General features: G+C 62.2%; 21 protein-coding genes. 6 read left to right on the forward strand and 15 right to left on the reverse strand.

All coding sequences use genetic code 11. The features are described from left to right. Window positions 1-186 precede the first annotated feature (186 nt). On the reverse strand, window positions 187-1,551 hold the full coding sequence (locus tag A3C3_RS0121080) for a putative bifunctional diguanylate cyclase/phosphodiesterase (RefSeq protein ID WP_028739856.1): 1,365 nt from the start codon (window positions 1,549-1,551) through the stop codon (window positions 187-189). A gap of 118 nt (window positions 1,552-1,669) precedes the next feature. Beyond that, a complete protein-coding gene (locus tag A3C3_RS0121085; RefSeq protein WP_022716571.1) occupies window positions 1,670-3,391 on the reverse strand; it encodes a response regulator in 1,722 nt (573 codons plus the stop codon). 180 nt (window positions 3,392-3,571) lie between these two features. Between A3C3_RS0121085 and mutL the strand changes: the two genes are divergently transcribed. Both mutL and A3C3_RS0121095 read left to right on the forward strand, forming a co-directional pair. After that, on the forward strand, window positions 3,572-5,389 hold the full coding sequence (mutL, locus tag A3C3_RS0121090; RefSeq protein ID WP_022716572.1) for a DNA mismatch repair endonuclease MutL: 1,818 nt from the start codon (window positions 3,572-3,574) through the stop codon (window positions 5,387-5,389). A gap of 64 nt (window positions 5,390-5,453) precedes the next feature. After that, window positions 5,454-5,684 carry a DUF2093 domain-containing protein gene (locus tag A3C3_RS0121095; protein ID WP_022716573.1) on the forward strand — a complete coding sequence of 77 codons (231 nt, stop codon included), beginning with the start codon at window positions 5,454-5,456 and terminating at the stop codon, window positions 5,682-5,684. Window positions 5,685-5,810: 126 nt separating this feature from the next. Here A3C3_RS0121095 and lpxK read toward each other — a convergent pair whose 3' ends face one another. The 6 genes from lpxK to A3C3_RS0121125 all read right to left on the reverse strand — a co-directional run bounded on the left by lpxK (window position 5,811) and on the right by A3C3_RS0121125 (window position 11,862). Then, entirely contained in the window at window positions 5,811-6,854 is a 1,044-nt protein-coding gene (gene lpxK / locus A3C3_RS0121100; RefSeq protein ID WP_022716574.1) for a tetraacyldisaccharide 4'-kinase, read from the reverse strand. Between the two features lie 287 nt (window positions 6,855-7,141). After that, the gene (locus tag A3C3_RS0121105; protein WP_376774875.1) at window positions 7,142-7,858 is read right to left on the reverse strand and encodes an HAD family hydrolase; all 717 of its coding nucleotides are present in this window, start codon (window positions 7,856-7,858) and stop codon (window positions 7,142-7,144) included. A gap of 11 nt (window positions 7,859-7,869) precedes the next feature. Beyond that, entirely contained in the window at window positions 7,870-9,189 is a 1,320-nt protein-coding gene (waaA, locus tag A3C3_RS0121110) for a lipid IV(A) 3-deoxy-D-manno-octulosonic acid transferase (RefSeq protein WP_022716576.1), read from the reverse strand. A gap of 172 nt (window positions 9,190-9,361) precedes the next feature. Beyond that, entirely contained in the window at window positions 9,362-9,610 is a 249-nt protein-coding gene (locus tag A3C3_RS0121115; RefSeq protein ID WP_028739857.1) for a DUF4170 domain-containing protein, read from the reverse strand. A 61-nt stretch (window positions 9,611-9,671) separates the two neighbouring features. Continuing rightward, window positions 9,672-10,481: a 3'(2'),5'-bisphosphate nucleotidase CysQ gene (locus A3C3_RS0121120; protein WP_022716578.1), complete on the reverse strand. Its 810-nt coding sequence runs from the start codon at window positions 10,479-10,481 to the stop codon at window positions 9,672-9,674. A 34-nt stretch (window positions 10,482-10,515) separates the two neighbouring features. Continuing rightward, a complete protein-coding gene (locus tag A3C3_RS0121125; RefSeq protein ID WP_022716579.1) occupies window positions 10,516-11,862 on the reverse strand; it encodes a TldD/PmbA family protein in 1,347 nt (448 codons plus the stop codon). A gap of 119 nt (window positions 11,863-11,981) precedes the next feature. Here A3C3_RS0121125 and A3C3_RS0121130 point away from each other — a divergent pair, with 119 nt between their 5' ends. Further along, window positions 11,982-13,790, forward strand: coding sequence for a monovalent cation:proton antiporter-2 (CPA2) family protein (locus A3C3_RS0121130; RefSeq protein ID WP_022716580.1), 1,809 nt, complete (start codon window positions 11,982-11,984; stop codon window positions 13,788-13,790). Here A3C3_RS0121130 and A3C3_RS0121135 read toward each other — a convergent pair. From A3C3_RS0121135 to A3C3_RS0121145, 3 genes are read right to left on the reverse strand one after another with little or no spacing between them, the layout of a single operon-like run. Further along, entirely contained in the window at window positions 13,787-14,638 is an 852-nt protein-coding gene (locus tag A3C3_RS0121135) for a patatin-like phospholipase family protein (RefSeq protein WP_022716581.1), read from the reverse strand. The two genes, A3C3_RS0121130 and A3C3_RS0121135, sit on opposite strands and share 4 nt — an antisense overlap. A 57-nt stretch (window positions 14,639-14,695) precedes the next feature. Beyond that, window positions 14,696-15,256 (reverse strand): 16S rRNA (guanine(966)-N(2))-methyltransferase RsmD, encoded by a 561-nt coding sequence (gene rsmD, locus A3C3_RS0121140; protein WP_022716582.1) that lies wholly within the window; start codon window positions 15,254-15,256, stop codon window positions 14,696-14,698. Then, window positions 15,237-17,147: a pseudouridine synthase gene (locus A3C3_RS0121145; RefSeq protein WP_022716583.1), complete on the reverse strand. Its 1,911-nt coding sequence runs from the start codon at window positions 17,145-17,147 to the stop codon at window positions 15,237-15,239. Before A3C3_RS0121145 ends, rsmD begins: the two co-directional genes overlap by 20 nt. A 91-nt stretch (window positions 17,148-17,238) precedes the next feature. On the opposite strand from A3C3_RS0121145, the gene A3C3_RS0121150 reads away from it, so the two are divergent. Both A3C3_RS0121150 and A3C3_RS0121155 read left to right on the forward strand, forming a co-directional pair. After that, the gene (locus A3C3_RS0121150) at window positions 17,239-17,676 is read left to right on the forward strand and encodes a nucleoside deaminase (protein WP_022716584.1); all 438 of its coding nucleotides are present in this window, start codon (window positions 17,239-17,241) and stop codon (window positions 17,674-17,676) included. Beyond that, window positions 17,651-17,977 carry a hypothetical protein gene (locus A3C3_RS0121155; protein ID WP_145611907.1) on the forward strand — a complete coding sequence of 109 codons (327 nt, stop codon included), beginning with the start codon at window positions 17,651-17,653 and terminating at the stop codon, window positions 17,975-17,977. The genes A3C3_RS0121150 and A3C3_RS0121155 overlap by 26 nt, the downstream gene beginning before the upstream one ends. Before the next feature lie 12 nt (window positions 17,978-17,989). On the opposite strand, the gene A3C3_RS0121160 is transcribed toward A3C3_RS0121155, so the two are convergent. The 4 genes from A3C3_RS0121160 to A3C3_RS0121175 all read right to left on the reverse strand — a co-directional run bounded on the left by A3C3_RS0121160 (window position 17,990) and on the right by A3C3_RS0121175 (window position 23,744). Then, a complete protein-coding gene (locus A3C3_RS0121160; RefSeq protein ID WP_022716586.1) occupies window positions 17,990-18,613 on the reverse strand; it encodes a hypothetical protein in 624 nt (207 codons plus the stop codon). Window positions 18,614-18,752: 139 nt separating this feature from the next. Further along, a complete protein-coding gene (gene ileS / locus A3C3_RS0121165; RefSeq protein WP_022716587.1) occupies window positions 18,753-21,653 on the reverse strand; it encodes an isoleucine--tRNA ligase in 2,901 nt (966 codons plus the stop codon). Between the two features lie 244 nt (window positions 21,654-21,897). Further along, window positions 21,898-22,881: a bifunctional riboflavin kinase/FAD synthetase gene (locus A3C3_RS0121170; protein WP_022716588.1), complete on the reverse strand. Its 984-nt coding sequence runs from the start codon at window positions 22,879-22,881 to the stop codon at window positions 21,898-21,900. Window positions 22,882-22,895: 14 nt separating this feature from the next. After that, entirely contained in the window at window positions 22,896-23,744 is an 849-nt protein-coding gene (locus A3C3_RS0121175; RefSeq protein ID WP_022716589.1) for a TIGR01459 family HAD-type hydrolase, read from the reverse strand. Window positions 23,745-24,105: 361 nt separating this feature from the next. Here A3C3_RS0121175 and groES point away from each other — a divergent pair, with 361 nt between their 5' ends. After that, on the forward strand, window positions 24,106-24,402 hold the full coding sequence (gene groES, locus A3C3_RS0121185) for a co-chaperone GroES (RefSeq protein ID WP_022716591.1): 297 nt from the start codon (window positions 24,106-24,108) through the stop codon (window positions 24,400-24,402). Window positions 24,403-24,617: the final 215 nt, after the last annotated feature.

Raw genomic sequence — 24,617 nt, forward strand, 5'->3', positions numbered from 1 at the left:
GTATAGTGTAGGCGGCGGTGCCCAATCGGGCGCCGCCGTTTTCTACGGAGAGATCAAAAGCGCAGGGCATAGATTACCGCACGCAGGTCAGTGTCAGGTGCTTGATCAAAAAGGATCATGGCCGGGCGGGAAGATTGCGACGCCTGACGGCGGCGTGAAATGCCATTGATGCGGCTTGCGCAGGCCTCAGGCCGACACGCGATCGATCGCAGCCGAATCGTAATAGTTTTCGTGGAGGAAGCGCAATGTGGCGATGCCATCGGCAGGCTTGCCGAAATGGTAGCCCTGCCCCATGCCGCAGCCGAGCGACCGCAGCTTCACGGCCTCCGAATAATCTTCGATGCCCTCGGCAACCACTTCGAGATCGAGACCTTCGCACATCGTCAGGATCGCCTTGATGATATGCTCGGAGGCGCGGTCTGAATTGATGCGCGAGACGAAGGCGCGGTCGATCTTCACCTTGTCGAAGATGAAGTCGCGAAGGCGCCCAAGGCTCGATTGACCGGTGCCGAAATCGTCGAGCGAGATGCGCACGCCTGCCTGCCGCAGATCGGAAAGGATGCGGTGGGCGGTATCGGTGGAACCCATGACCGCGGTTTCGGTGATTTCCAACTCCAATCGGTGCGGGTCTAAGCCGACGCGGCCGAGGATGGAAAGCACGTTGCTGCTTGTGCCTGGATCCATGAGCTGGGCGGAGGACAGGTTGAACGACAGGAATAGTTCGCGCGGCCAGGAGAGCGCCACTTCGGCAGCCTTTCGAAGCAAGGTTTCCGACAGCGCGTCGATGAACCCGCGCTCTTCGGCGAGCGGCACGAAGACGCCCGGCGAAACAAAGCCGAGGTCCGGATCGTTCCAGCGCGCCAAGGCCTCGAAGCCGACCACCTGATTGTTCGACAGAGAGACGATCGGCTGGAAATGCACGTCGATGGCGTCCGAGATGATGGCATTTCGAAGCGCCTGCTCGAGCTGCGTTGCGCGCTTCATCTCCTGCGCAATCTCACGCGAATAGACGGTGATCTGGCTGCGGCCGCGGCGCTTCGAGCGATAGAGAGCGGTTTCAGCGCTTTTCAAAAGCTCATCGAACACCGCACCGGCGAAAGGATAGATGGCAAAGCCGAAGGAGGCGGAAAGCCGCACGTTACGGTCGCCGAGATCATAGGGTGCCGACAGCACCTCGCGGATCATCTGGCCGAACTTTTCAGCGCTTGCGCGCTCGAAGATCAGCGGCAGCACGAAAGCGAATTCGTCGCCGTCGTGGCGGGTGACCAGCGCGCCATCCGGTATACATGCTTTCAGGCGGTGCGCGACCTGGCAGAGAATTTCGTCGCCGGCTGCAGAGCCGAAAAGATCGTTGATCGGCTTGAAGGAATCGAGGTTGGCGATGCCGATGGTGAAGGGAGCCGGATCGCTTGCGCGTTCCATGGAAATCTGACCGACCCTGTCGCGCATGCGATGGCGGTTGCCGAGCCCGGTCAGCGGATCGGTGTAAGCCATGGCCTGAAGCTCATTCTGGCTCACAGGCAAGAAGGGTATGTCCGCCGGCTTCATGATTCAACCTGAGATTTCGTCACTCCCTCCCGCAAGAATGGCGGGCAAGTCTTAACAAACAGATAGTAAACCGGCCCCGTTCGGCTCAGATGATGCCCCAGATTTGAGGAGTTGCCGGCGCTCAGACGCGCGCCCGCATCGGCTCGGCAGCGAGATGCTTCTGGAACAGCGTTTCCAGTATGTCCGGACTGACCGGCTTCATGATGACGTCATCCATTCCGGCCTTCGCGCATTCGGCGCGATCCCGCTCGAATGCCTGCGTCAGCACGCCGACGATCGGCGTCTTATGCGGATGGTTGTCTTCCATCTGGCGGATCATGCGCGCCGCCTCGAAACCGTTCAATCCCGGCAGGGAAATGTCCATCAGCACGATTTGCGGCCTGTACTCCGCCCAGAGGCGCACTGCTTCGTCGCCGCTGGCTGCGATCAAGTAGCGGTAACCCAGTCCTTCCAGTATCTGGGAAAAGACAATCTGGTTGATGTCATTGTCTTCCGCCACAAGCACCTCCAGGAAATCCATCTCGGAAGAGGTATTGATTTCCCAATCGGCCTCGCCTTCCGGCGCGGTGCGATTGTTGCGGTTGAAGTGGCGGGCGATCTGGAAGGTGAGCTCGTTGGCAAGCTGGAAACCATCCATGACCAGCGCCGGGATGCCGTATTGTCCGGCAAGTTCCAGGCAGCGCATGCCCATCTGATTGTCGACGATCAGAAGATCCAGCGCGATGCCGGACGAGGTTGCGATCTCAAGGAAGCGCTCTTCCTCGTTCTCGCCGCGAACGGAGCAGGCCTCGAAGCCGTATTTCGCAAGCGTTCGGAGGGCAGCGGTTTCAGCAGCGAGGTCGCCGGTGACGACCAGGATCTTGCGGCCGGAGAAATTCTCCGGAACGATCGTTTCCATCGCGGCCGGCGTCCGGCGCTCGTGATCGCCATTCAGCGGCACATAGGCGCGGCGATAGGATTGACTGCTGGAGGTGGTGACGGACGTTGCCTGGTCGAATTCGTCGAGATCGGCGCCGTCGCGCGGCAGATCCTGCATCGTCGATACGATAAAATAGCGTCCCGGCTTGCCGATGCGGTGCTTGCGGCTGACGATGTCGCGCTCTGAACCGTCGCGGGCGACCTGCCGCTGCCGCACGACGGACATCTCGCCGGTTTCCAGAACATGTCGGTCGCTTTCCTCGAAGCGCTTGGCGACTTCGGGAGAGAAGAGATCCCCGCTCTTGCGGCCGAGCACCTCCTCGACAGTCGTCTGGTATTTCTCGCAGAAGGCGATGTTGACGGCGACGTAGGTGAGGTTGCGATCCTTGACGAAGAGCGGGAACGGCAGATTGTCGAGTATATCCTCGGTCAGTTGCACACGTTCGAGATCGGCGCGCCACTGCTCCTCACGCTTCTTCTCCTCGGAAATATTGGAAATGATCGATACGCAATAGCCGCTCGGCAGACGACGCTTGACCAGACGGATCCAGCGGTCGCTGCCATGGCGCTCGACGATTTCGAAGCGCTCGCGCCAATGAGAGGCAATCTTCTGGGACAGCCAATCCTCGCGACCGAGTGGTATGCCCTGCTGCCTGGCCGCATATTGCTGACGCACGCCAGTGTCGTAGACGGCGCCGAGAAAATCGCGAAGCCGGGTTCCAGGCTTCAGCATCACCGACGAAATCGGGAAAAAATCGAGCACCTGGCGGCTCGCGAAGATCATCTGATCGTTCTTGTCGTAGATGATGAGGGCGGCCGAGAGGCCGTCCGAAAAGGCATCGAAGAGCGCAGCCGGCAGGTCGACTTCGGCCGGCATTTCATCGCTCACGGATGATGCGTCCGCCTTTTCGAAGCCGGCACTCATTCCTTCACGTCCCACATCTGTCCGATTTCATAGCACTGTCTGGTTGTGTGCGATCAAAATGCCAGCTTTCTCCTAACGGCGGCTTAACGTTAAGCACCCCAATTCACGGGGAAAACACATGGTCCACGGGCGCAGCGTTTTCACCCTTCCCTCGGACCCGCGAATCCACGAAAATGGCGCATGGCCATCAGACAACTCTCCGAAACGCTCATCAACCAGATCGCCGCGGGCGAAGTCATCGAACGCCCGGCGAGCGCGGCAAAGGAGCTGATCGAAAATGCACTGGATGCCGGCGCGACCCGTATCGAGATCGCTACGTCCGGCGGCGGCAAAGGCTTACTGCGGGTCAGCGACAACGGCGCCGGCATGGATGCAGCCGATCTCGAACTTGCCGTGAAGCGGCATTGTACCTCAAAGATTTCCACGACGCTCGACGACATCCGCACGCTCGGCTTTCGTGGCGAAGCGCTGCCTTCCATCGGTTCCGTGGCGAAGCTCAGTATTTCCAGCCGCCGCAAGGATAGTGCGGGCGGCACCGAGATTGCCGTCGCGGGCGGCAAGGTCCTGCATCTGCGGCCCTCGGCCTCCAATCCGGGCACGATCGTCGAAGTGCGCGATCTCTTTTTCGCAACACCTGCGCGATTAAAGTTCCTTAAGACAGAGAAGGCGGAAGCGGCGGCCATCACGGAAGTCGTCAAGCGCATGGCGATCGCCTTTCCCGGCGTGCGCTTCGTCCTGTCCGGCACCGATCGCAGCACGCTCGAATTTCCGGCAACCGGAGAGGATCATTTGGCGCGCATGGCGCAGGTGCTCGGCAAGGAATTCCGCGATAACGCGATCGAACTCGACGCCGAGCGCGAAGGCATCGCTCTCACCGGTTTTGCGGGCGTACCGACCTTCAACCGCGGCAACTCCGCCCATCAATATGCCTTCGTCAACGGCCGGCCGGTCCAGGACAAGCTGATCCTTTCGGCGATCCGCGGCGCCTATGCCGAGACGATCCCGGCCGGACGCTATCCGGTGGCCGTCTTGTCGCTGTCGCTCGATCCGGCGCTGGTAGATGTCAACGTGCATCCGGCCAAGTCGGACGTGCGCTTCCGCGATCCGGGCCTCGTGCGAGGGCTGATCGTTGGCGCAGTGCGCGAGGCGCTGGCGCGTGACGGAAGCCGGGCGGCAACGACTGGCGCTGACGGTATGCTGCGCTCCTTCAGGTCGGGTTTCCAGCCGGGCTACCAGCGGCCAGCGCAAGCCGCATGGTCGGCCGGGACGTCCCCATCGCGTCCGTTTCAGACCGCAACCGGCGGTTTTGGCGAAAGGCCGCAGGCGTCCTTCGACGGGCTGAGCATGCCGGCTGCACGCGCCGAACCGCAGGCGCAGGCATGGCAGCAGCCCCGACCAGCCGAAGAACCGCCGCCGCGTTACCCGCTCGGCGCTGCGCGCGCGCAGATCCACGAGAACTACATCGTTGCGCAGACCGATGACGGGCTTGTCATCGTAGACCAGCACGCCGCACATGAGCGGCTGGTGTTCGAGGCAATGCGAAAGGCGCTGCAATCGAAAAAGCTGCCATCACAGGTGCTGCTGATCCCCGAAATCGTCGACCTGCCGGAAGAGGATTGCGACCGGCTGATCGTGCATGCCGAAGGCCTCAAAGAGCTTGGGCTTGCAATCGAGCGCTTCGGGCCGGGGGCGATTGCCGTGCGCGAGACGCCGGCCATGCTCGGCGAGGTCGATGCGCAGGGCCTCATCCGCCAGCTTGCCGACGAGATTGCCGAATGGGATACGGCCTCCGGCCTTTCGGCCAAGCTCGAATATGTCGCAGCGACAATGGCCTGCCACGGCTCGGTGCGCTCCGGCCGCAGGCTCCGGCCGGAGGAAATGAATGCGCTGCTTCGGCAGATGGAAGTGACGCCAGGCTCCGGCCAGTGCAATCACGGGCGGCCGACCTATATCGAACTGAAGCTGTCGGATATCGAGCGCCTGTTCGGACGCAGCTGAAAACGCTGGCAATAATGCCTTCGCCGCGATATTGGCAGTCGAAGGCAACAGGGAACGGAGCAGGATGAACTTGTTTGAAGGAAACGGAAACCGCGAGGCGAAGATCCGCTATCTCGATGCAGATTTCCAGATCCTGTCGCCGGGTTCCTATGTTATTTGCGCCATGACCGGCAAGCATATCCCGCTCGACGAGCTACGCTACTGGAGCGTTGCGCGCCAGGAACCCTATGCCGACGTCGTTTCTTCGCTCGAAGCCGACAAGCGCGCCGGCGTTCTGCCGAACCAGAAGCGCTGATCCAGCAAACGCTCGTGAAGAGCGCCCTCTCGGCCGCCCGATCATTCATGCCGCGAGACGCATTCCGAGGGCGTGTGGCGGAACGCGGTGATCGTTAACGGATTTCAACGCGTCGCGCCCGTAGACTCACTCGGATTTCCGGCTTTTTCTCAGCCGCCGCTCCCGGCAGGCCTCTGTGGCACGATCGATGATGAGGCCGGGTGCCTGTGGGTCTTCGAACGCCATTTCGACTTCGATGACCCGGCATTTGGCGGCGAGTTCCTCCGCTTTGCCATGGTGGCCGGCAAGCCGCACGAAATCTTTCGAGGTCGTGACGATCAGCAGGTCGTCGCGTTCGGCGGTCGACAGCAGGTCAGCCATCTCATCGTCGCTCAGGTGTTCGTGGTCGCCGAAGGATCTGCCGATCGCGATTTCGGCGCCGAGTGATTCCACCGTCCGGAAGAACTTGCCCGGATCGGCTATGCCTGCAAAAGCCAGTACCTTCCGGCCGGCGAGGTCGTTTTCGCCGCAAACCTTCAGCGATGCGGTGAAATATGGTTTGGCGGCGCGGGCAGCCATGCGGACGATCGCATCGGCGGCATTGCCCTTTCCCACTTTCAGGAGCGCGCTGGCATAGCGCATCTGCACGGAGATCGGCGCGCGCACGGGACCGCCCGGCACCGTATGTCCATTGCCCAGGCCGCGCGTCGTGTCGATGACGAGCAGCGCATAGTCGATCGCCAGCCGCGCGCTCTGGAAACCATCATCCATGATGATGAGGTTGGCCCCTTCCCTGACAAGCCGCTCGGCGCCTTCGACGCGGCGGCGGGAAACGACGGTCATCGCCTCGCGGGCAAGCAGCAACGGCTCGTCGCCAACGGCAACGGCGCGATGATGAGCGGGATCGACAACCACAGTGACGTCCAGGGAACCGCCATAGCCGCGGCTCAGGAAGCCGGGCCGCAGCCCCTTGGCCTTGGCGGCACGAGCGATCGTCAGCGCTGTCGGCGTCTTGCCGGCGCCGCCTACGGTGAAATTGCCGATGCAGATGACGGGAACGGGAACGGAAGCGCGGCGCGCATGCGTCATGCGATAGCCGGCGATCCGTCCATACAGGAAGGAAAAGGGCGACAGCGCCCATGCCCGCCAATCGGCTTTCGTCCACCAAAACGGCGGCGCTTCGGATACCATAACTGCCGCCCCATGCTCCTCCGGTGCCTTGCGGGCCACCGGCTACCCTCGACTGGCGGGAAAGAAAGGGCAAAATTGCAGAAAAAGCAAGCTTTGCTCCCGACCGTCCTCATTCCAGTGCTTGTCACAGGAATCAAGCCACGGTGCGTCTGCGCCGTAAATGAAACAACTACGTTGGAAAAGAGTCTTCCGCGCCATGGACATGGCGCGGCTGGACGCGCGCAGAGATCCGCGAGAGTAAGGGAGTGCCGGCACGGCAGCAATGACTGGCCGCGCGTAGTAGGCAATCATGCCAATTGCAGGTTCGGCAACAGGCCTTCGAGTTCGGTGATATCGTTGAGGCAATAGTCGGATGCGGCAGCCAACGATTCCCGCGAGCCGGTGCCCGTCAGCACGGCGATCTTGAGGCCGGCCTCGGCATTGTGGCCCATGTGCAGGTCGTGATTGTTGTCGCCGACGACCGCCACTTGTGCCGGTTCTAGCCCGGTCGCCTTGCAGAAGCCGAGGACCATTCCAGCGTCCGGCTTGCTGCCGAAGCCGCTGTCATAACCGGCGATGTAGTCCACGAACTCAGCGAAACCGAAGCGCTGCGCCGTCTGGCGGATGGAGCGCTCGTTGTCGCTGGACGCGATGCCAAGCCTGAAGCCACGACGGTGCAGGCGACCGAAGAAGGCGGCAAGATCGGTGACCGGTACGGAAAAGTCGGCGGCATGGGAAAAGAGAGAGTCGAGCGTGATCGTCAGTTCCATGACATCGACCCTGGAACCCGCCGCGACCAGCCCCTCGGCGATCTGCCGGGTATTGCCGGCAGCCAGTAGACTGTCGGGCACGATATGGCCGGTCACCGGGTCCATCCCGGTCGCCAGCAACAGATGGTCGGCTAGCGCCGGATCGCCTTGCGAGGCGATGCGCGCCAATTCACGGTTTACCGGCAGCCAGCTCTCATCATAATCGAGCAGGGTGCCGTCCTTGTCGAAGAGGATGCCCTTGATTTGCGCAGCCATCATCTTTTCCATCAGCCCTCTGCCACCGACCTCGGCAGCAGTCTTGCCTTCACCGTCAGCGGATTGATGTAAGGCTCGAGAGACTTCACCGTCGCCGTCAGCGCGCCGCGCATTTCCTGCACAGCCGTGACGCCGGCCTCGATCATGCTGCGCCGCGCCTCGCCGTTGATGAGCAGATAATGCACGCCCTTGGCCAGCATCTCGGTATCGCGCACCATGCGGGCGCTGCCGCGCCGGGCAAGCTTCTGATAGGCTTCGCGGAAATTCTGGACATTGCTGCCGGAAAGCACAGCGCAGCCCAGCATGGCGGGTTCGAGCGGATTTTGTCCGCCTTCGGCAAAGAGCGAGCGGCCGACGAAGGCGACTTCTGTCATCCGCAGGTAAAGACCCATCTCGCCGATCGTATCGCCGAGGAAGATATCGACATCCGGCGAGAGTACGTCGTCGCGCGTGCGGCGGGCAACCTTGAGGCCCTGCTTGACGAGCATTTCTTCGATCTCGTCGGAGCGCTCGGGATGGCGCGGCACGATAATCGTCAGCTGGGCGTTGCGCTCCTTCAGCGTCCGATGAACGACCGCCGCGGCATTTTCCTCGCCGTCGAAAGTCGAGATCGCAGCCCATGTCTTGCGATCGCCGATCTGCTTCTTATAGCGGGCGAGGACGGATGCGTCGTAAGGCGGTGCGTCCGTATCGACCTTGAGATTGCCGGAGGTCGTCACGTGCCTTGCCCCGAGATCGCGAAAACGCTCGGCATCGATATCCGACTGCGCGATCACAAGCGCGAGGTTTTCGAACAGCGCCTCGGCAATGGCCGTTCGACGCTGCCAGCGCGCGAAGGAGCGATCCGACATGCGAGCATTGACGAGGATTTGCGGAATACGGCGGCGGCCGAGTTCCATGACGGTCGCCGGCCAGATTTCCGACTCTGCAATGATGGCGCAATCCGGCTGCCAGTACTCGAGGAAGCGGCTGACGGCGGGTTTCAGGTCGAGCGGTACATATTGATGGATCGCCTCATTGCCGATGCGCTCGGCGGCGAGCCTTGCCGAGGTGATCGTGCCCGTCGTCAGGATCACATGAATGTCGCGGCGGCGGATTTCGCGGATAAGCGGAATGACGGCGTTTGTCTCACCGACACTCGCAGCATGGAACCAGACAAGCGGACCCTGCGGCCGGTTTGCGCTGGCATAACCAAAGCGCTCCGTGCGGCGCGCACGCTCTTCCTTGCCCTTCGCAGTCCGGTAGGCGAGATAGGCGCCGACGATCGGAGAGGCGATGACCCCTGCCGTCCGATAGACGCCCAGCGCGAACCGCGCTCTTGGCGAACTCATCTAAAATGCCTCCGATCAGCGATGATCGACATCAAACCCATTCCCCAATTATTGTTGCGGCCGGAATGACCGAGTAATTTGTTCAGAATGCGTCAATCGCCTGTGGCGCGTATCTAACGATGCGCAAAGACAGCCGAATGGGGCGGCATCCGGCGCGTAAAATCCTGAAAAATTAGTTATTTCCAGCCTTGTCCTGCGGATCGAGCAAGCGATGCATATGGACGATGAAGTAACGCATATGTGCGTTGTCCACGGTCGACTGCGCCTTGGCCTTCCAGGCCCCTAGCGCCGAGGCGTAGTCCGGAAAAATACCGACAATATCGAGATCATTCAGATCGCGGAACTGAACATCGGTCAGGCTTTCCAGTTCGCCGCCAAATACGAGATGCAAGAGCTGCTTTTTGCCGCCAGATTCCGTCATTTTCTTCGCCTTCTCTTCTGGTCTCCTCCGCGCTTTCATCTGCGGGATTTTGACGCAAACGTCAACTGCTTCGTATTTCAGCAAGCCCTTCTAGAAACTCCGCAACGCGAGGGCCAGCAGCGCCGCAAAGCTCGGCATGACTAACCTCAGAACGGTTGTAGAGGACCGAGCGCCCATCGAGATCGGTCAGCCGGCCGCCGGCGCGTTCGAGGATGAGATCGGCTGCGGCAAGATCCCAGTCATGCGAATTGCGCTTGACGAAGGTACCTTCAAGACGGCCGTCAGCGACCATCGCGATGCGATAGGCAAGCGAGGGCACATGCTTCACCCTTTCGATTTTCAGCCGGAAGGGATCGGGGAATGCCTTCAGGATGTCTTCGCCGATCGCAAAACGACTGACGGTACCCGGTTCGTTGGCCGATACGGCGATGGGCTCGCCATTCTTCATCGCGGCACCGCCTTCGACCGCCTCGAAAAGCTCGTCGAGGGCGGGAGCGTAGAGCACTCCGGCAACCGGCCTGCCGCGATGGACGACGGCAACGCTGACGCACCAGAGATCCAAGCCGCCGAGGAAGGCGCGCGTGCCGTCGATCGGATCGATGACGAAAAGCGTCTCGGCCGACAGACGGGCGGCGCTGTCCTCGGTCTCTTCGGAAAGCCAGCCGTAATCCGGCCTGGCGAGGCGTAGGATGGATTCCAGCTTTTCGTTGGCGGCGAAATCGGCAGCGCTGACGGGCGAGCGGCCTCCATTCTTCCACCAGACCTCCGGCGACTGATTGAAGAAACCGAGAGCAACATCACCCGCCTGCTTTGCGGCACCGGCGATCAATTCGAGATCGCGTTGCCAGCGGGCCGTTCGAACGTCACACATTGCATCAATCCAATTCCAACAAGGTCGGGGCGCTCTAGCGTCCCGCAAGCGTCATTCCCTCGATCGCCAGCGTGGGGGCCGCTACGCCATACTTGCGATCGATGTCGTTTGCGGGCGTCACGCGCATGAACATCTCCTTGAGGTTCGAGGCGATCGTCACTTCTGAGACAGGGAATGTCAGTTCGCCGTTTTCGATCCAGAAGCCGGTCGCGCCGCGGCTATATTCGCCTGTGAGCATATTGACACCCTGGCCGATAAGCTCAGTCACGTAGAAGCCGTTCCCGACGCTCCGGATCAACTCTTCCGGCGAGATATCACCCGGTTCCAGCGCGAGGTTCGTCGAAGCAGGCGTCACCGAATTGCCGCTGCGCACGCCGCGGCCATTGGTTTCCATGCCGATTTCACGCGCCGTCGCAGTCGAGAGGAACCAATGCTTCAGGACGCCGTCCTCGATCATCACCAGCCGCTCGCCGGAAATGCCTTCGCCATCGAAAGGACGCGAGGACGGGCCGCGGACGATCAGCGGATCGTCGGTGATCGAAAGGCCGGGTTTCAACACCTGCTGGCCCATCTTGTCGCGCAGGAAGCTGGATTTGCGCGCCACGGACGCGCCATTGATGGCGCCAGCGATGTGGCCGACGAAACCGCGGGCGATGCGCGGATCGAAGACGACGGTGATGCCCTTGCCGGTATCGACCTGACGCGGATTGAGGCGCTTGACGGCACGCTCGCCGGCGCGGCGGCCGATTTCGGCGGCATCGTCGAGTTCGGCGTAATAAAGGCGGCTGTCGTAATCGTAATCGCGCTCCATGCCGGTGCCTTCGCCGGCAATGACGCTCACGGAACGGCCGAAGCGCGAGCCCATATAGCTGCCTTGGAAGCCGTGCGAAGTGACGAGAACCAGCCCCCCGAAACCAGCGGAGGCTCCGCCCCCGGACGAGTTGGTGACACCCTTGATCTCAAGTGCCGCGGCTTCAGTCGCAAGCGCTGCCTCGCGCAGCATGTCGGCGGAAACGTCCGTCGGGTCGAAAAGCTCAAGATCGCCATAGGACTTCGCAAGCCTCTGCTCATCGGCAAGGCAGGCGAAGGGATCTTCAGGCGAGACCTTTGCCATCGCGACCGCGCGTTCAGCGAGCGCCTTCAGGTCGAAGCCGGGATTGGCGGAAACGCTCGCGACCTTCCGGCCAACGAAGACGCGCAGCGAGAAATCGTCGCTCTCAGACGATTCCGTGCCTTCGACCTTGCCGAGGCGGATGCTGACGGATTGCGAGCGCGAGCGCACGACAACCGCATCGGCGGCATCGGCGCCGGCCGTCCTGGCAAGATCGATCAACTGGCTTGCACGGGAAAGAAGTGTCGAGGAATCTATTTCTGAGGACATGATTTGGCCTTTCCTTGGGCTTCCATTTATTGTGCACTTCCGAAAGCATCAAGGCCGCGGCCGCCGATTCTTTTTCGCGCGGCTTGCGCGCTTCCCGCCATTGAAAGAAACTCCGCGACATGTCCGCCCCCAATGCCCTCTTTTCCGAAACGATCCTGCTGCTCGGCGGCGCGGTCGTTGCCGCCCCGATCTTCAAGAAGCTCGGCCTCGGCACGGTGCTCGGCTATCTTGCCGCGGGCGTCGTTATCGGTCCGATATTTCATGGCATCACGGACGGAGAGCAGATTTTGGGCGTTGCCGAGCTCGGCGTCGTCTTCCTGCTCTTCATCATCGGCCTCGAGCTCAAGCCCTCGCGGCTCTGGCAGATGCGACGCGACATCTTCGGGCTCGGCACCGCGCAGGTGATGCTGACGGGACTGGCGCTGACGGGGCTTGCCTATTTCTCCGGCGTGCTCGACTGGCGGGGAAGCGTCGTTGCTGGCTTTGGGCTGGCGCTTTCTTCCACTGCCTTTGCGATGCAGATCCTCGATAATGTTGGCGAGGTGAACACCAAATATGGGCAGCGCTCCTTTTCGATGCTGCTTTTCCAGGACCTGGCAATCGTGCCGCTCTTGGCGCTGATCACCATTCTGGACGGTGGAACCGGCAGCAACGCGCCGCTTATGGACTTTGCGATCGCGGTCGGTGCCGTCGGCGCGATGGTCGTCATGGGGCGCTATCTTCTGACGCCGCTCTTCCAGGTGATTGCAAGGACCGGAGCACGCGAGGCGATGATCGTCGCGGCGCTTTTCGTGGTCATGGGATCGGCGAGCCTGATGCAGTTTGCCGGACTTTCCATGGCGATGGGCGCGTTCCTGTCCGGCGTCATGCTCGCCGAATCCTCCTACCGGCACGAGCTTGAGGCGGATATCGAACCTTTCCGCGGCGTGCTTCTCGCTATCTTCTTCATGGCGGTCGGTCTGTCGCTGGAACTGGACGTTCTGATCGACAACGCGCTCTTCATCGTCGTCGCGGTGCCGATCGTGATGGCCGTCAAGGCTGTGATCATCTACGGCCTCTGCCGGGTGAGCGGTTCTTCGCACGACGACGCCATCCGCATCGCTTTCCTGCTCCCGCAGGGCGGCGAATTCGGCTTCGTGCTGTTCACGACTGCCGGTGCGGCGGGACTGATGCCCTTCAGCACGGCATCGCTTCTGGTCGCCATCGTTACACTGTCGATGGCGCTGACTCCGCTCGGGGCAGCACTTTCGAAACGTATGCTGAAAGGGGAGGATCAAGAGGAGCTCGATGAGGACTTCGAGGGTGCGGGGGCCGATGTGTTGATGGTCGGCTTCTCGCGTTTCGGCCAGATCGCCGCGCAGATCCTGCTCGCGGGCGGGCGCGACGTGACGGTCATCGATTTCTCCGCGGACCGTATCCGCCAGGCGTCCTCCTTCGGCTTTCGTATCTATTTCGGCGACGGAACGCGCAAGGACGTGCTGCGCTCGGCCGGCATCGACAAGGCGAAGATCGTCGTCGTCTGCACGCAGAAGCGGGAAATCACCGACAAGGTGGTGGACCTGGTGCAGGCCGAATATCCGCACGCGAAACTCTTCGTGCGCTCCTACGACCGTGTCCATTCAATCGCCCTCAGGAACCGCAACGTCGACTACGAACTGCGCGAAACGTTGGAATCCGGCCTACTGTTTGGCCGCCGCACGCTTGAGGCGCTCGGGGTCGACGATGCGGACGCCTTGGAGATCGGCGAGGATATCCGCAAGCGCGACGAGGAGCGGCTGGCGCTTCAAGTGACCGGTGGGCTGCAGGCGGGCCGCGACATGCTTTTTTCCCAGCCGGTCCGGCCAGAACCGCTGGTGAAGCCCAAGCGAACGATGGATTTCGACGAAGATCCGCTAGCGGGAACGGCTGACGTGACAGCGGATGCCTAGGCTCTAAGGCGGGCTTCGAATTCCTGATCGAGTGCGCGCTTCAGTTCATCCTTGACGCCCGCAGACATCGCCAGTACCTCGCGCGCCTTGAGAAAATCCATCACGCCAGTGCGGCCGACGGCCGGGCGCAGGAAGATATGCGGCGGCTGGAGCTTGAGTTTCAGCGTGATTGCCGTCTGCATCATCAGCTGGCCGGAACCGAAAATGCTTTCCATGCGGTTCGGAATATGTGTGCCGTCGCCTTCCGGCGCACCGACGACATCGACACCGATGACGATGTCGGCAATATCCATCAGGCACTCGTAGGGGACCGGATTGCTGATGCCGCCATCGATCATCACCCGGCCGTGGAGGCGAACGGGCATGAAGACTGCAGGGATGGAAGACGATGCGGCAAGCGCCGGAAACAGCGCTCCTTCGCCGATGATGACTTCGCTCTGACCGTAGTAGTCGGTCGTGATGACGTTCATCGGAATTGGCAGATCTTCGAAGCGATCGGGCAGGCCGGCCGGCAGGAAGGCCTTGAGGATACGCTCGAGATTGAACTGGCCGATACGGATGCCCTTTGCGACGGCGTCCCGGACCGTCTGCGGCCGGAGACCCCAGATGCGGCTGACGACAGCCGTCTTGTTACCGACCGTCATCAGCGCGTGCTCGCGGATCGCCTCGCCACTCATGCCGGCCGCCATGCCCACACCCATGATGGCGCCGATCGACGCGCCGGAAATCGCAACGGGCCGGATGCCGAGCTCGTCCAGGGCTTCGATCACGTGGATATGGGCGAGCCCACGGGCACCGCCGCCGCCGAAGGCGATGGCCACCGTCGGCATGCGGCTCGCAACAGGCATTTCGTTATTCGCAACAACCGCCTGCCGCACAACTCAACTCCGGATAACCCGCCGCCCTTATTCAGGCTGGTAGCGGAAGAAATGAACCCTTGTATCGCCAAAGATGCGATCTTCGAGGAAGAGATAGGAAGGATCAACTGAAACGGCAACATCCGACCGCTCTTCGAGAACGGCAACCGCGCCCGGCACGAGCCAGCCGCCCTTGGCGGCAGCTGCCATCGCCTTTTCACCCAGACCCTTGCCATAGGGTGGATCGGCGAAAAGCATGCTGAAGGGCTCGAGATTGCCGACGGAACCTAGGTCCGTGGCGTCACGCCGCAGAATGCGGGTGCGGCCGTGGAGGCCGAGCGCATCGATATTCTCCCAGAGAAGCCCCCTGCCCTCGACGCTGTTTTCGACAAAGAGCGCATGACGGCAGCCGCGCGAAATGGCTTCAAGGCCGACGGCGCCGGTGCCGGCAAAAAGATCGAGAATCCGGGTGCCATCGAGGCATTCCGAATAGGCGTGGCTCAGGATATTGAACAGGCTCTCACGCGTCCGGTCGGCAGTCGGCCGGATGTCGTTCGATTTCGGTACGGCGAGCGGCCGTCCGCGAAACTCACCGCCGACGATCCGCACCGCGCGTCATTCCCTTTCCTCTCGGTCCACCGCGCGACGGGCCGCCCGAAGGCTTGCCACCACCGCCCGGCCGATCGCCCTTAGGCTTGCTTGAGAAATTCTTCGAGCCGCCGCCCGGCTTGCCGAAGCTCTTGCCGCGGGGCTTGTCGCCTGCAGGTTTATCGCCAAACGGCCTTTCGCCGCGCGGCCGTTCGGAGCGGCCCTCGCCGGGAGCGCTACGGGCAGCGCGCGGACGATCGCCGAAGGCATGGGGACGCTCGTCACCTTCTTCGCGTGGTCTGCGGTCGTCGCGGGGCTTGTCGCGAAAAGGCCGATCCCCACGCGGGGGACGGTCACCGGACGGGCGGTCACCACGCGCGGGACGATCACCGAATGAACGCGGACGGTCGTCACCCTCAGCACGTGGTCTGCGGTCGCCACGGGGTTTGTCGCCGAAGGGCCGCTCGCCGCGCGGAGGACGGTCGCCGGACGGGCGGTCGCCACGAGCCTGACGGTCGCCAGAACCGCGATCCGGGCGCGCAGGACGATCGCCGAACGAGCGCTTGCGGCCAAAACCCTCGCCGCCATCCTTGGACTTCGGCGAAACTTCGCTGGAGCGGATCCACTCGCCTTCCTCGTCGCGGGCGCGGTTGATCTGCACGCGTGGCCGGTCGTCGCCGTAGTTGGAAGGCTGCGGCTTACTGCTGCCCGGCTTCTCGCCACGCTTGCGGGCGGTCTGGGCATTCTTCGCAACCTTGGCGGCTGCCTTTTCGCCGAGCGGACGGGCGCCGGGCGCCATCCAGACGTTGGCGTTTCTGCGGCTGCCAAGCGCCGGGCGCTTGGGCCGGTCGTCTTCCTTGCGGCCAACATCGCGGTCGCCTTCGCGCCTGCCATCACGGCGATCGTCGCGCTTGGTGTCGAGACGGCTCAAAGCACGCTCGCGCTTGTCCTCAGGCTTCCAGGAGCGCTCGCGCTTCTCCGGCTTCGTTTCCACCTCTTCCTCGGCAGCAAGGGCAGGCGCGTTATAGATCGGGGCATCGAAGTTCGCCTTGGCGTCCTCGATCAGGCGAGGGCCAAGCTGATCGCGCAGCGTGCGTCCACGCACTTCAACGACGTGGCCTTCCGGCAGATCGCCGAGTTGGAACGGACCGTAAGAAACGCGGATGAGACGGTTGACGTCGAGGCCGAGCGCGCCGAGCACATTCTTGATTTCACGGTTCTTGCCTTCGCGAAGACCCATGGTGATCCAGACGTTGGAACCCTGGGTGCGGTCAAGCGTCGCTTCGATGGAGCCGTAGAGCACGCCGTCGACGGCAATGCCGTCCTTCAGCTTGTCGAGCGCTTCCTGATCGATCTCGCCATGGGCGCGCACGCGGTAGCGGCGGAGCCAGCCGGTGGTCGGCAGTTCGAGCGCGCGGGCAAGACCGCCGTCATTGGTCAGCAGCAGCAAACCTTCGGTATTGATGTCGAGCCGGCCGATCGACATGACGCGCGGCAGCTCTTCTGGCAAATTGTCGAAAACCGTCGGGCGGCCTTCCGGGTCGGAATTGGTGGTCACCAGACCGGCCGGCTTGTGGTAGAGCCAGAGGCGCGTGCGCTCGATGCCGCGGATCGGCACGCCGTCGACCTCGATCTTATCGGTAAGCGTCACGTTGACCACCGGCGTATCGAGCGTCTTGCCGTTCAGCGTGACGCGGCCTTCCATGATCATGCGCTCGATGTCGCGGCGCGAGGCAACGCCTGCGCGCGCCATGACCTTGGAGATGCGTTCCGCCTTGGCTTCGCCCTCGGTCTCGGCGACTGCAGCCTTGGGGGCCGCCGAGCTTCTTGCCAGTTTGCCTTCGGTTTTCGGCCGCGCATCGTGCGCGGAGGGCTTGCCGCCCGGCCGTTTTGGCTTGTCTTTGAATGTCATTTGTTGTTTGCCTGCCTTTTGGGGCCTGTCTATCAGGTCGCGCCCTTGCGGTTAAGTGGGAAATTGCCGGATCGTGAAGACAAATCGGTTTATGGAGATGGCCCTTGACGAAGCGCGAGCAGCGGGCGAGCGCGGCGAAGTGCCGATCGGCGCCGTGGTGGTGCTCGATGGCGCCGTCGTCGCGCGCGCCGGCAACCGGACGCGGGAGCTCAACGACGTCACGGCCCATGCCGAAGTAGCTGCGATCCGCATGGCTTGCGACGTCCTGGGGCAGGAGCGTCTGGTTGGCGCCGACCTCTACGTGTCGCTGGAGCCCTGCACCATGTGTGCCGCGGCCATCTCGTTTGCGCGCATCCGCAGGCTCTATTACGGCGCCGAAGATCCCAAAGGCGGGGCAGTCGACAATGGTGTGCGGTTCTACGCCCAGCCGACCTGCCATCACGCGCCGGAGGTCTATTCCGGTTTGAACGAAACGGAATCAGCGGGCATTCTCAGGACGTTCTTTGCCGAAAAGAGAGAGCTTCCATGACCCGAGCATTCTTGCTCTCGCCGCCATCGTCGCGCTCGCCGCCTGGCCTTACAGGGCGGTCGCGCCGGGTGCAGGGAAAATCCCGATGCAATGGTCTTTTCGGGGCAAGGTGAATTGGTCGGCGCGCCGGCTCATGGCCTTCGGCTTCGTGCCGGCACTTGACGCCGCCATTTTCATCCTGCTGATCGCAAAAAGCATGGCCGGCGGAAACGAGCTCGCTTTCTCCGGCTGTTTTCTTTTCGGATGTCAGATTGTGCACATCGCGCTCGTTCGCCGCTGGTTTGCGACGCGGCAAGCCTGAGATGGCCCGGACTTACTGAAGGAGGTTCCACCACTGCTTGCCGGTGCCGGCAACTGCGGCATCCTTCTTGCGCTGCTTTGCCTTCTTGAGCTCGGGTTCGCCAAGATCTTCCAGCTTGGCGGGATCGTCGACCTGGCGATAGGTCGACGGCGGATCGGAAATGTAGCGGCGCTGATCAAGATAGGCCCCCTTCTGCAGGGCGCGGGCTTCGCGGTAGGCCTTGGTCTGCGCTTCGGTCGTCTGGCGACCGCCTTCGACGCCGTTCTTGGCGAGCGGCGACACATAGGTGTACTTGTCTTCGTTATCGTCGGCTTCCTTGACGAGGCGTGCGCGGGTTTCTTCCGGCGACTCGACCCACTGCGGATTTTCCTTGCTCGCGATCGTCTGCTGCGGCTCGACCAGCGCCTCCCCGGAAGCCTGGGCAGGCAAGATCAGCGTCGGGCGCGGCGTGTACTTGACGCCCTTGTTCTTCGGCTCGCGGGGAGCCAGAGACACGGACTGGCCGATATCATCGCCAAGCTGCGTCATCGCCGTCGTGCCTGTACCGTAGGTCGGGCTGCAGCCGGAAGCTATCGAGCCCGCCGCCACAACAACAGCCAGGCAAGCGCCTACACGGAACCAACGCGTCGCTAACATGAAAACCCTTCCAGCCATGCCGGTGCAATCATCGCCCTACCGGATGATCGTCCCCCTGACGTAAAAATCCGGCCATTTTCAGGCAGCTTTTACCGGATGAACTGCAAAAGAGCAATTCATCCGGCAATTTTCTTCAGTATTACAATCCGAGTTCGCGCAATGCAGCGGCATCGCGGGCCGATACATCCGGATACTGCGGATCGGAGCCGACATCCTTGGTGATACGCCAGGAGCGGGCGCATTTGGTGCCCTCGGCAAGTGCTGGCTCGACGCTGACGCCCGGAACTTCCGGCAGCCGGAAGGCTGCGGCCGGCCCCTCGGCGCCGTCGACGGCAATATCCGAGGTGATGCAGATTTCCGAGAAATCCAGCCCATCAAGAGCAGCGCGAAGCACGCTGTCCGTGACATGCACGACGGGCGCTGCTTCCAGCGACGAGCCGATCCGCTTGTCCTTGCGCTCGATCTCCAGAGCGCCGGTGACGACCGAACGGATCGCACGGACCTTCTTCCACTTGCCGGCCAGCGCCTCGTTCTTCCATTCAGGCGGGATCACCGGGAACTGCTCGAGATGAACCGAGACCGCCGACGGATCGCGCGACAGCCACGCCTCTTCCATCGTGAAGGGCAGCATCGGCGCCATCCAGGTCACCATGCAATCGAAGATATTGCGGATGACATGGAGAGCCGCACGGCGCCGCTGGCTCGACGGCGCATCGCAGTAGAGCGTGTCCTTGCGGATGTCGAAATAGAAGGCCGAGAGCTCGACATTGGCAAAGTCGATGAGCGCGCGCGCGATCTTCTTGAAGTCGAAGGCATCGTAGTTCTCGCGCACGAGTTCGTCGAGCTCGGCCAAGCGGTGGAGCATCAGCTGCTCCAGTTCCGGCAGATCGGCGAGTGCGATCACTTCGCCCTTGTCGTGGGCGAGGGTGCCAAGCATCCAGCGGATCGTGTTGCGGAGCTTTCGGTAGGCATCGACATTCGTCTGGATGATCGTCTTGCCGACGCGAAGGTCGTCCGCGTAGTCGGAGGTCATGACCCAGAGGCGGAGGATATCCGCACCGGCATCCTTCATAACTTCCTGCGGCGCAGTGACGTTGCCCTTGGACTTCGACATCTTCTCGCCCTTCTCGTCCATGGTGAACCCATGGGTGAGGACGGCGTTGTAGGGCGCGCGGCCGCGGGTAGCGGCCGATTCGAGCAGTGAGGAATGAAACCAGCCGCGATGCTGGTCCGAGCCTTCGAGGTAGAGATCGGCCGGCCATTTAAGGTCCGGGCGGTCTTCCAGCGTGAAGGTGTGCGTGGAGCCCGAGTCGAACCAGACGTCGAGGATATCCATGACCTGCTTCCACGGCTCGTTCGCCTTCTTGCCGAGGAAACGCTCACGCGCACCTTCGGCGAACCAGGCGTCGGCGCCTTCCTTTTCGAAGGCTTCGAGGATGCGGGCATTGACCTCGTCGTCCTGCAGGATCAGACCTTGCTCGTCGACGAAGACGCAGATCGGCACGCCCCAGGCGCGCTGGCGCGAAAGCACCCAATCCGGGCGCTGTTCGATCATGGCGCGCAGGCGATTCTGGCCGGCAGCCGGTACGAAGCGTGTCTCATCGATCGCGTTCAGCGCACGGGAGCGCAGTGTCGTTCCGTCGCCGAGCTCCTTGTCCATATGGACGAACCACTGCGGCGTGTTGCGGAAGATGACCGGCTTCTTCGAGCGCCAGGAATGCGGATAAGAGTGCTTCAGGCGGCCGCGTGCGAAGAGGGCGTGACGGGCGATCAACGCTTTGATGACGCGCTCATTGGCATCACCCTTCTTGCCGCTGTCGTCGATAACCCGCGCCGCGCCGCCTTCCGCATCCGGGCCGAAGCCAGGCGCGTCGATGGTGAAGAAGCCGGCATCGTCGACCGGGAACGGGATCGTGGACGAGATGCCGCGCGCTTCGAGCTCCCGCATATTGTCCATCCAGGCATCGAAGTCCTCGCGACCGTGGCTGGGGGCGGTATGGACGAAACCGGTACCGGCGTCATCGGTCACATGCTCGCCATCAAGCAGCGGTACCTGGAAATCATAGCCGCCGCCGAGGCCGTGCAGCGGGTGCGCGCAGGTGACGGCGGAAAGTTCATCCGCTTTAATATCGCGAACGAAATTGAAGGTCACTTTCGCCTTGGCAGCGGATTCCTCAGCCAAGCGCCTGGCAAAGATCAGCTTCTCGCCCGGCTGCGGGCCGAAGTCGTTCTCGGCGGTCGCAACTTCGTAGAGGCCATAGGGGTAGCGCGACGAGAACGCGACCGCGCGGTTGCCCGGGATCGTCCAGGGGGTCGTCGTCCAGATGACCACGAAGGCGCCGGCCAGAGCGGCGGGGCCCTCCGCGACGGGGAACTTCACCCAGATCATGTCGCTTTCGACATCGGCGTATTCGACTTCGGCTTCCGCCAGCGCAGTGCGCTCGACGACCGACCACATGACCGGCTTGGAGCCTCGGTAGAGCTGGCCGCTTCTTGCGATCTTCAAAAGCTCGCCGGCAATGCGCGATTCGGCGTGGAAGTTCATCGTCGTATAGGGATTATCGAAGTCGCCCTCGATGCCGAGGCGCTTGAACTCCTCGGACTGAACCTTGATCCAGCCGGCGGCGAAGTCGCGGCATTCCTTGCGGAATTCGTTGATCGGAACTTCGTCCTTGTTCTTGCCCTTCTCGCGGTACTTCTCCTCGATCTTCCATTCGATCGGAAGGCCGTGGCAGTCCCAGCCGGGAACGTAGTTGGCGTCAAAGCCGCGCATCTGGAACGAGCGGTTGATGACGTCCTTGAGGATCTTGTTCAGCGCGTGGCCGATATGGATGTTGCCGTTCGCATAGGGAGGGCCGTCGTGGAGGACGAACTTCTCGCGTCCGGCGGCGGATGCGCGCAGCTTCCCGTAGAGGCCCATCTGCTGCCAGCGTGCAACGATTTCCGGCTCCTTCTGCGGCAGACCGGCGCGCATCGGGAAGTCGGTTTCGGGCAGGTAGAGGGTCTTCGAGTAGTCGATCTTTTCGGCTGTGTCGGTCATGTTTCAGCAATCGTTTCTGGGCGCCTTCAAGGCGCGACGGCTTCAAAAATGTCTGATGACGGAAGCGCTCGTTTACCCAAGCGCCAAAAACCCGGACCTTCCGGCGGCTCAGCGCGCGCGGAAGGCCGGGCCGATAATTCGCATCGCACTCGACAGCCGGACTTTATCCATAGCGCCGGTTCATAGGCGTTTTTGCCGGGAAAAGGAAGAGGGATTTGAGGCCGCGCCAACCGGCATCGCGGCATCAGACGAAACAAAGCTTCAGGTCGAGTTCGCCGAGCGGCCGGACACCCGCAAGCAGCGCCCTCGCCTCCTGCTCGTCACGCCTGATCTGCTCGACGAGCGGCTCCAGGCCGTCGAACTTCAGTTCGGGCCGCAGGTGGCCGAAGAAGGAGACGGAACAGGTCCGGCCGTAGAGGTCGCCGCTGAAATCGAAGAGATAGGTCTCCAGCAGCGGCGCACCGTTTTCAACCACCGTCGGGCGGCGGCCGTAGCTCGCAACTGCATCGAAGAGCTTGCCGTCGTCCAGGCGGAAGCGGACGGCGTAAATGCCGGCTGCAAGTTCGGCCTCCGGCGGAAGCTGCATGTTTGCGGTTGGAAAACCGAGTTCGCGGCCAAGCTTTTCGCCGCCGATCACCTCAGCCTCGACGGTGTAGCGGTAGCCGAGCAGCGCGGCGGCCTCGCTGACATCGCCTTCCTTCAACAACTCGCGGATGCGGCTCGATGAGACGACCTCGGCATTCTCGTCGCGGAAGGCATCGATCAGCGTGACGCCGAAACCGTATTTATGGCCGGCATCCATAAGGAAGGCCGGGCCGCCCTCGCGATTCTTGCCGAAATGGAAGTCGAAGCCGGTGACGACTTCGGAGGCGCCCAGCCAGTCCTTCAGGATGCCGTGGATGAAGTCGTCCGGCGAGCGCTGCGAGAATTCGCGGTCGAAGGGATATTCGATGACGGCGTTGAAGCCGATCGCTTCCAGGATGCGGGCCTTCAGGGGCGCAGGCGTGATGCGGAAGACCGGTGTTTCCGGCCTGAAGACCGTGCGGGGATGCGGTTCGAAAGTCAGCACCAGCGCCGGGATGTCCCGCTCTTTCGAGATTTCCAGCGCGCGGTTCAGCACCGATTGATGGCCGCGATGAACGCCGTCGAAATTGCCGATGGCAATCACCCCGCCCTTCAGGTGGGCAGGCAAGGGTTCGCGGGTTTCATTGCGGTGAAAAACGGTCATCGGCGGGCTTCTTCTTATGCGAGGCGCGGCATCCACCACTTGGGCGCGGCCTTCTCGCGTTCAAGATAGGCATGCAGGATCGCCTCGTCGGTCTCGCCGTTCAGCGTGTATTCCTTCGCGTGGATACCGCCGCTGATATAGAGAAGATCGAGGCCGTAATCGAGAGCGCCGTGCACATCCGTCGGCATGCCGTCGCCGATGGCAAGAATGCGGCTTTTTGGGAAGTCGCCGTGGAGTTCGTGCGCGGTTGCCAGCACGGCGTCGTAGATCGGCGCGTGCGGCTTTCCGGCGATGCGGATCTCGCCGCCCAACTGGTGGTAATAGGCAGCCATGGCGCCGGCGCAGGGGATGATGCGGTGACCACGTTCAACGACAAGGTCCGGATTGGCGCAGACCATCGGCACGTTGCGCGCCTGAAAATCCTTGAGCATATCCGTGTAGTCTTCCGGCTTTTCCGTCTCGTCGTCGAAGAAACCGGTGCAGACCACGGATTGAGCTTCCTTCGCATCGACGCGCTCGACGCCGAGACCTTCGATGATGGCCAGATCGCGATCCGGGCCGAGCAGGAACACCTTCTTCGGGCCTTCGGCGATCAGGCCGCGGGTGACGTCGCCAGAGGTGACGATCCGGTCATAGGCGCCGTCCTGGATGCCGATCTGGCGAAGCTGGGCGACGACCTGAGGCGCAATGCGCGGCGAATTGGTAATGAGGATGACGGCAAGACCCTCGCCGCGCGCGGCTTCCAGAGCGGCAGCGGCCGTCGGAAAAGGATCGACGCCATTGTGCAGCACGCCCCACACATCGCAAAACACCGCATCATACTGGCTGGTGATCTCCGCAAAACTTCTAATCCGCTTGGCCATCCGATTTCCCGATTTGCTTTCAGTCAGGCGTGACATTGCAAAGGCATGCCGCGATGGCAAGGTATTTTCGGGCGATCGTCAGCAAAAACCGTCGGACCTTCAACGAGAGGAACGCCACGCCGTTGACAGCCTGCGCGGGCGTTCCGAAGCTCACACAACCGACGCGCGTCGAATCGGGCGATGTTTCGCACAATTCCCGCCCTCTTCACAATTCCGGCGCAAAATTCCGTGATGGGTCGTCTTGACTCCTTCTGGAGCCATCCCTAAATGCTCGGCGCTAGCACTCCTCAACGGAGAGTGCTAACACTTATCCATGTGGGCCGTCCGGCCTGCGAATGTCATTTGATCGAGGGATTAGACAATGGCAAGCACCAATTTCCGCCCCCTTCACGACCGCGTCGTCGTTCGCCGCGTTGAATCCGAAGAAAAGACCAAAGGCGGCATCATCATTCCCGANACCGCTAAGGAAAAGCCGCAGGAAGGCGAAATCGTCGCCGTCGGNTCCGGCGCTCGTGACGAGTCNGGCAAGGTCGTCGCTCNCGACGTCAAGGCTGGCGACCGCGTNCTGTTCGGCAAGTGGTCCGGCACNGAAGTCAAGATCAACGGCGAAGACCTTCTGATCATGAAGGAAGCCGACATCATGGGCATCATCGGCTGATCCAGCCGGTCGCTTTTTACCCGAAATCGCTGACAACCCTTCTCAGGAGTTTTCAAAATGGCAGCTAAAGAAATTAAGTTCGGCCGCACCGCGCGCGAAAAGATGCTGCGCGGCGTCGATATCCTCGCTGACGCAGTCAAGGTAACGCTCGGCCCGAAGGGTCGCAACGTCATCATCGACAAGTCCTTCGGCGCGCCGCGCATCACCAAGGACGG

It is taken from the genome of Rhizobium mongolense USDA 1844 (genome assembly GCF_000419765.1).
Taxonomy (GTDB): Bacteria; Pseudomonadota; Alphaproteobacteria; order Rhizobiales; family Rhizobiaceae; genus Rhizobium; species Rhizobium mongolense.